Genomic DNA, 6,838 nt, shown 5'->3' with positions numbered 1-6,838 from the left:
CCGCCAGGCGGCCGCCGCTGGTGCGAACTCGGCACGCTGCAACTGGAGTCGGGGCGTACGCTGCCGGGCGCGCGGCTCGCCTACGAGACCTGGGGACGTCTGGCACCGGACGGCTCCAACGCCGTTCTGGTGCTGCACGCCCTGACCGGCGACAGCCATGCCGCCGGTCCCGCCGGGCCCGGTCATCCCACCCCCGGCTGGTGGGACGGGCTGATCGGACCGGGGCGCGCCCTGGACACCGGCCGCTGGTTCGTCGTCGCGCCCAACGTCCTCGGCGGCTGCCAGGGCAGCACCGGTCCGGCCTCGACGGTGCCCAATGGCCGCCGCCACTGGGGCAGTTCGTTCCCCCGGCTCACCCAGCGCGACCAGGTCGCGGCCGAGGCGCTGCTCGCCGACGCCCTCGGCATCGGGCGGTGGGCCGCCGTCGTCGGCGGCTCCATGGGCGGGATGCGGGCGCTGGAGTGGGCGGCGACCTGTACGGACAGGGTGGGCGCCCTCGCGCTGCTCGCCTGCCCGGCGGCGGCGACGGCCGAGCAGATCGCCTGGGCCGACATCCAGACGCAGGCGATCCGCTCGGACCCGGGCTGGCACGGCGGCGACTACTACGACGTGTACGAGGCGGACCACGACACCGGGCGGACCGGCGGCGGCCCGTACCCCGCCACGTACTCCGGCCCGTACCGGGGCCTCGGCATCGCCCGGCGCATCGCGCACGTCACCTACCGCAGCGAGCCCGAACTCCAGGCCCGCTTCGGCCGGTTGCCGCAGGACGGCGAGGACCCGGGGCAGGGCGGCCGGTACCGGATCGAGTCCTATCTCGACCACCACGCCGACAAGCTGGCCCGCCGCTTCGACGCGGGCAGCTATGTGGTGCTGACCGAGGCGATGAACGGGCACGACGTGGGCCGGGGCCGCGGCGGTACGGCGAGCGCGCTGGCGCGCATCACGGTGCCGACTCTGGTCGCGGGCGTGGACTCCGATCGGCTCTATCCCCTCGCCCAGCAGGCGGAGTTGGCGGCGGGCATCCCGGGTGCCGACCGGCTCCGCGTCGTCGAATCCCCGTACGGGCACGACGGGTTCCTCATCGAGACCGGCCAAGTGGGCGCGCTGCTGGGGGAGTTGCTCGGCGCGGACGGGTGAGGGTCCGGGCCCGGTACGCCGACGGCGCCGGGGTGCGGTGCGCCGGTGGCGGGCCGGGCGGCGTTCCGCCATGCTGACCTGCATGGTCTCGGTGGTGCAGAACATGGCGGTCGACTGTGCGGATGCCTATGAACTGGCGCTGTTCTGGAGCGCGGTGACCGGCTGCCCGCTGCATCCGTCGGACAAGCGGGGCGATCCGGAGATCGACGTGATGCTTCCGGAGGGCCCGCTGCTGCACTTCAACCAGGTGCCGGAGCCGAAGACGGTCAAGAACCGGATCCATCTGTGCCTCCGTCCGACGACCTCGCGCGAGCAGGAGGTCGAGCGGCTGCTGGCTCTCGGAGCCACGCTGGTCGCCGATCGCCGGAATCCCGACGGCACGGGATGGGCCGTCCTCGCCGACCCCGAGGGCAACGAGTTCTGCGTCCTTCGCAGCGAGTCCGACCGCGCTGCGACGTCCTCCTGACGGCCTGCGACGTACTCCCGCCCCCCCCGGACGCGCAGGCCCCGTGTCAGCGCCGTCCCGTCAGGGTCCGGCCGGCTCGAAGCGTACGAACGGAATCGACGTCCCCACCCGACGGAACTCCTCGGGGCTCCCGTCCCGTACCTCGAAGCCCATGAAGGCGCACAGCCGCCGCGCCACCCGCGGATGCCGCACCGCGTAGCGCGCCATCAACTCCCCGCCCTCCTCCGGCGACAGGAACCGCGCCTCGACCTCGTGGCGCCGCGCACCGACCTGGACCGTCGCCCGGGGAGTGGCCCGCAGATTGCGGTACCAGGCGGCGTCCGGCCCGAACCCGGAGGCCACCGTCCAGGAGGGTCCGTACGGATCGTCGCGCGCGACGACCTCGATCACGACCCGCCGCACCTGCCCCGAGGTGCGGCCGACATGTTCCAGCAGCAGGAACCGCTGCCCCAGCAGCGCGCCCAGCCGGGCCCGGTAGAGCCGGATCGGCAGCCGGAAGAGGAACCGCCGCCAGCCGCGCGGCAGCGGCGGCCGGCGCGGTGCGGACCCGCTCGCATCGCTCATGCCGTCACTCTACGTACCGTACGTGCGGTCAACTGCCGTGCGACGGAGCCCCGTTCGCCCCTGCCCTATGCCCCTGCCGTGTGCCGTACGGAGACGACGCCCCGCCTCAGCGCTGCCCGCCGAGCGCCCCGCAGCCGGAGGAGGCGGCACGGCCGGAGAGCCGGTCGGTCAGCCAGGAGATCGCCTCGCCCTGGTCGACGAGGAGCGGCACGAGGTGGTTGGTGAGCAACCCGTCGCCCAGATCGGGCAGTTCGACGGGCTTGTACGTGACGTCCTCGCCCTTGTCGCACCAGTCCGCCGCGAGGCGCCGCGCCTGCGCGTGCCCCACGATGTCGTCCTGCGTGCCGGTCGCCACCCGTACAGGACCCGTGGGCTTCAGTCTGCCGAGCCGCTGTGCGTCCAGGGCGGCCCGCAGCTTCGGCTCGGCGGCGACGATCTCGGAGATCGGCCTGCCGCCTGTCGTCCACTCCTCGCTCCGCTTGAAGCCGTACCGGAGGATCGCGTCGCCCACGCACATGGTCGACAGGTCCTTCATCGCCGCCTTGCCCTCGGCGTTGACGTTGCGGTCCGCGATCTCCTCCAACTCCGGGTAGGACTGCACGAATCCGCTGACCGACCAGCCGAGCGCACCGGCCAGCGCGCTGCCGTCGATGCCCTTGACGACCTCGGCCAGATCGGCGGGCGGCGCTCCGGAGTAGGTGCCCGCGAGGTCGACGTCCGGTGCGTAGGAGCGCTGGAGTTCGGCCGCGGAGGCGGTCGCGCCCCCGCCCTGGCTGTAGCCGTACAGACCTACGCGCGAGCGGGAGCCGACCGAGGCGCCCGGCAGCTTGCGCGCGGCGCGCACGGCGTCCAGCACGGCGTGCCCCTCGTCGAGCCGGTTGACGTACGTGTGCAGCCGGTCGGTCGTGCCGAGGCCCGCGTAGTCGGTGACGACCACCGCGACCCCGGCGGCCAGCAGCCGGTAGACGGCGATGTCCTCGTAACCGACCGACACCGTACGGCCGTTGAAGGTGATCGGGTGCTCCAGCCCGAGCGAGGCCGCGCACTGGTCGCCCTGCCCCATCGTGCCCGGCGCGACGGCCACCAGCGGGCGCGGCCCGTCGCCCTTCCAGGCCGCGGACGGCTCGATGTAGGCGCCGGTCACCGCGACCGGGTCGCCGCCCGCGTCCGTCGACTTGTACATCAGCCGGGTCGCCTCACCCGGCAGCGGACCGCCGGGTCCGGGCAGACTCAGGCCGAGCGGCAGCGGCTCGCTGCGTACCAACGCCCCGTCGGCGCCGGGCAGGTGAGCGGGCGGGTCGTAGAAGGCGGGGATCTCCACACCGCGGGAGTCCGTACGGTCCGACGGCCCTTCGGCGGGCTGCGGCGTCGCGGCGGACGCGGGCATGGCCTGGGCGGCGAGGCAGGCGACCGCCGCGAGGAGGACGGCGGGCAGCCGGCGGCGGCGCGCGGGTCGCCAACCGGCCGTCCGGGGGCCTGAGTTACCGGAATGACTCGACGCTGCTGCCATCGCGTTCTCCCCTCGCCGTGCTCCGTCGCACAGTGGGGGAAAGCTAGCCGCAAGCGCGTACCGCCGGTAACCCGTTGGCATGTTACGCTCAAGTAACTATTGCTCCCCGGGTCGCGGCGCACAGGGCAACTGCCCGCGGACGCCGCTCACTTGGGCCCGGCACCGCCGAGGCCCCGTCGCACGGCCGGACCGTGCAAGCGTTCTCGCCGCGTACGAACCGCATGCGCATCACGTACGAACCGTCCCAGGACGGGCGGCTCCGGACGACCGCCGCCCCGTCTCACTCACCTGACGGCACGGCCGCGCGCCGCGCCTTCCCCGGCTCCTCCGCCCGCCCTTGCGTCCGTCCTTTCGTCCTCCGCCCCAACCACACGGAGCGCACCACCACGGCGAAGGCCGTCGCCGCGGCGAGCCCCGCCGCGGCGGGCGGCACGGTGAACCCCGTGACCGCCGGGAGGTGGTCGGCGGCCCAGCCGCCCACCGCCGACCCGCTCGCGANACCGTGCAAGCGTTCTCGCCGCGTACGAACCGCATGCGCATCACGTACGAACCGTCCCAGGACGGGCGGCTCCGGACGACCGCCGCCCCGTCTCACTCACCTGACGGCACGGCCGCGCGCCGCGCCTTCCCCGGCTCCTCCGCCCGCCCTTGCGTCCGTCCTTTCGTCCTCCGCCCCAACCACACGGAGCGCACCACCACGGCGAAGGCCGTCGCCGCGGCGAGCCCCGCCGCGGCGGGCGGCACGGTGAACCCCGTGACCGCCGGGAGGTGGTCGGCGGCCCAGCCGCCCACCGCCGACCCGCTCGCGACCCCGCCGAGCAGCGCGGTCACCTGCCACGTCATGCCCTCGTTCAACCGCGCGGCGGGCACGGTCCGTTGGATCAGCGTCATGCCCGTCACCATCGTCGGCGCCGTCCCCATGCCGGCGATCAGCAGCGCGACCGCGAGCACCGCCAGGCTGCCGGTGGTCGCCGCGCCGAGCGGCAGCAGCGCCAGCAGGGCCATCGCACCGGCACAGCGCGCGAACCGGCGGGCGACCGGCCCGGACGGCGGCCGTACGGTGCCGAGATACAGGCCCGCCATCGCCGAACCGGTGGCCTGGCAGGCCAGCACCAGGCCCGCCGCCGCCTGCTGTCCGCGGACGTCCGCGAAGGCGATCGTCGCCACTTCGAGCGAGCCGAACACGCAGCCCACGCACAGAAAGCTGACCAGCAGCGGCAGCAGGGCCCGCAGCTTCAGGGACGGCGCCGCGCGGTCCGCCGTCCGCCGCGCCACCGGCGGTTCGGTGCCGCGCTGCCCCGTGAAGATCAGCATGCCCGTGAGCAGCAGCACCGCCCCCGTCAACGTCCCCGATTCCGGGAAGAGTTGTGTGCACAGCAGCGCCGCGAGAGGCGGCCCGGACATGAAGCACAGCTCGTCCGCGGCTTGTTCGAAGGAGTTGGCCGTGTGCCGGGCGGCGGTGTCCTCCGCGGAGTCCGTACGGAAGAGATGCGCCCAGCGGGCCCGCGACATGCCCCCGGTGTTGGGCGTCGTGGCCATCACCGCGTGCGAGGCGAACAGCGTCCAGTCCGGCGCCCCGAACCGTACGCACGCCGCGAGCGACAGCGCCCCCGCCACCGCGACCAGGGTCGCGGGCAGGGCGATCCGCGCCTGCCCGTACCGGTCGATGAGCCGCGCCGTCAGCGGCCCGACGACGGCGACCGCCACGAGCCCCGTCGCGCTCACGGCCCCCGCGAGGGCGTACGAGCCCCGCGTGGTCGCGATCATGACGACGGCGGAGACGGTGAAGATCCCGATGGGCAGCCGCGCGAGCAGGTTCCCCACGGTGAAGGCACGGGTCCCCGGCGTCGCGAACAGCCGTACGTACGGGGCGAGCAGACGCGGAACGCGCTGCCGGGCGCCGGGCGTCCGCCCGGTCCTCTCCGCCGTCATCGAGGACGGCCGCCGGCGGACCCCAACCGCTCCCGCAGCTCCTCCACATCGGCCAGGAACCAGGTCTGCCGCCCCCTGTTGCACTCCTGGACGAAGTCCCGCAGGGCCGAACTGCCCTGCGTATGACGGGAGATGTCGCCGAGGACGACGAGACCCATGCGGTACTGGGCGAACTTCTGGATGATCTCCCCGGCGAGACGCGTGCGCAGCGTGAAGAAGCCCTCGGCGAACCGCTCCGCGGGGACGACGGCCCAACGGGCGCCCTGGTACGAGGCGTCGCCGATCAGGTCCAGCGCATCGCCTTCACCGCCGACGGTCGCGCCCTCGCGGGCGAACATCATCACGGGGACGCCCTGGATCTCCTCCATGCTGCTCATGGCGCACGAGGCTATGCGGCGTCGTAGGGCGTGAGCGACGGGTTTTCCGCGGGCCGGGGCCCGTGGCGACTTCGGGCGTTCGCCGCCGTCGCTCCCCGGATCGCGTACCGGTGTGGCCGGATCGCGACGGCCTGTGCCGGGTCGAGGTGCACGACAGCGGGAGCGGCTGGCCGCGCGTGCCCGAAGTGGCCGACGGAGAGGAGGAGTTGGGGCCCGGCGGCCGTGGCCTGCGACTTGTCGGGGAGCTGGCGGACAAGTGGGGCGCCGGGCGGCGGGACCCGGGGAAGATCGTGTGGGTTGAGTTCGACTTGTCACTGTGTTGTCACAGCAGTGCCCCATGAGTAAGCAAAAAGACTGACTAGTCACTTTTATCCCTTCACATCTCGGCTACATTTTCTCCTCCAAGTAGGAGGGGGCGCGCTCACCAGGGTGGGGAGGGCGCGAAGTGACGATGGCAGAACACTCCGAGGGGCAGCCGGGCGACGGCGCGGACCCCGTATTCGTGGACAACAGCGGCGGGCGGCGCCGCACTTGGCGCCGGCTCGGCCTGGCGATGGGGGCCCTCGGGGGCGGCTACGCGCTGGTCGTGGCGGTGAGCGTGCTCGGCGGCAGCTCCGACGCTCCCTGGGGCGTACTGATACCGGGGTCGGACGACGACTCGGCGGTACGCGTCGTACCGGAGGAGGACGGTGCGCGGCCGTCCGGACCCGCGACCGGTACGGGCGAACCGAGCCCCGGCGCCTCCGCTTCGGCGGGCGCCCCCGGTGCCGACGGAGCGCGGGCGCGCGGAGGTTCGTCCGCGGAGGACGCACCTGCCGGCACCACCGGCACGGCGGCCAGCGGTGAGAA

General features: G+C 73.8%; 6 protein-coding genes and 1 pseudogene. 3 read left to right on the top strand and 4 right to left on the bottom strand.

Annotated elements, in window-relative coordinates; genetic code table 11:
* Together metX and AN218_RS21880 are read left to right on the top strand one after the other, a co-directional pair.
* Positions 1–1,140, top strand: a 1,140-nt coding sequence (metX, locus tag AN218_RS21885; protein WP_216311793.1) for a homoserine O-acetyltransferase MetX, incomplete at its 5' end; no start/stop codon positions are given.
* A gap of 82 nt (positions 1,141–1,222) precedes the next feature.
* Complete coding sequence (locus tag AN218_RS21880) at positions 1,223–1,606, top strand: VOC family protein (protein WP_070018604.1); 384 nt, start codon at positions 1,223–1,225, stop codon at positions 1,604–1,606.
* 60 nt (positions 1,607–1,666) lie between these two features.
* Here the strand turns inward: AN218_RS21880 and AN218_RS21875 are convergent, their stop codons facing one another.
* The 4 genes from AN218_RS21875 to AN218_RS21855 form a co-directional block, all read right to left on the bottom strand.
* On the bottom strand, positions 1,667–2,170 hold the full coding sequence (locus AN218_RS21875) for a nitroreductase family deazaflavin-dependent oxidoreductase (protein ID WP_070018603.1): 504 nt from the start codon (positions 2,168–2,170) through the stop codon (positions 1,667–1,669).
* A 106-nt stretch (positions 2,171–2,276) separates the two neighbouring features.
* Positions 2,277–3,680, bottom strand: coding sequence for an alpha/beta fold hydrolase (locus AN218_RS21870; protein WP_070018602.1), 1,404 nt, complete (start codon positions 3,678–3,680; stop codon positions 2,277–2,279).
* A gap of 591 nt (positions 3,681–4,271) precedes the next feature.
* On the bottom strand, positions 4,272–5,612 hold the full coding sequence (locus AN218_RS21860) for an MFS transporter (RefSeq protein WP_070018600.1): 1,341 nt from the start codon (positions 5,610–5,612) through the stop codon (positions 4,272–4,274).
* Positions 5,609–5,989: a DUF4180 domain-containing protein gene (locus AN218_RS21855; RefSeq protein WP_070018599.1), complete on the bottom strand. Its 381-nt coding sequence runs from the start codon at positions 5,987–5,989 to the stop codon at positions 5,609–5,611. Before AN218_RS21855 ends, AN218_RS21860 begins: the two co-directional genes overlap by 4 nt.
* 451 nt (positions 5,990–6,440) lie before the next feature.
* Between AN218_RS21855 and AN218_RS21845 the strand changes: the two are divergent.
* Positions 6,441–6,838: pseudogene (locus tag AN218_RS21845) on the top strand (translation initiation factor IF-2); the annotation flags it as partial.

Origin of the sequence: Streptomyces nanshensis, from assembly GCF_001751255.1 — a bacterium.
Classification (GTDB): Bacteria; Actinomycetota; Actinomycetes; order Streptomycetales; family Streptomycetaceae; genus Streptomyces; species Streptomyces nanshensis_A.
This window is presented reverse-complemented; position numbering and strand designations above follow the sequence as displayed.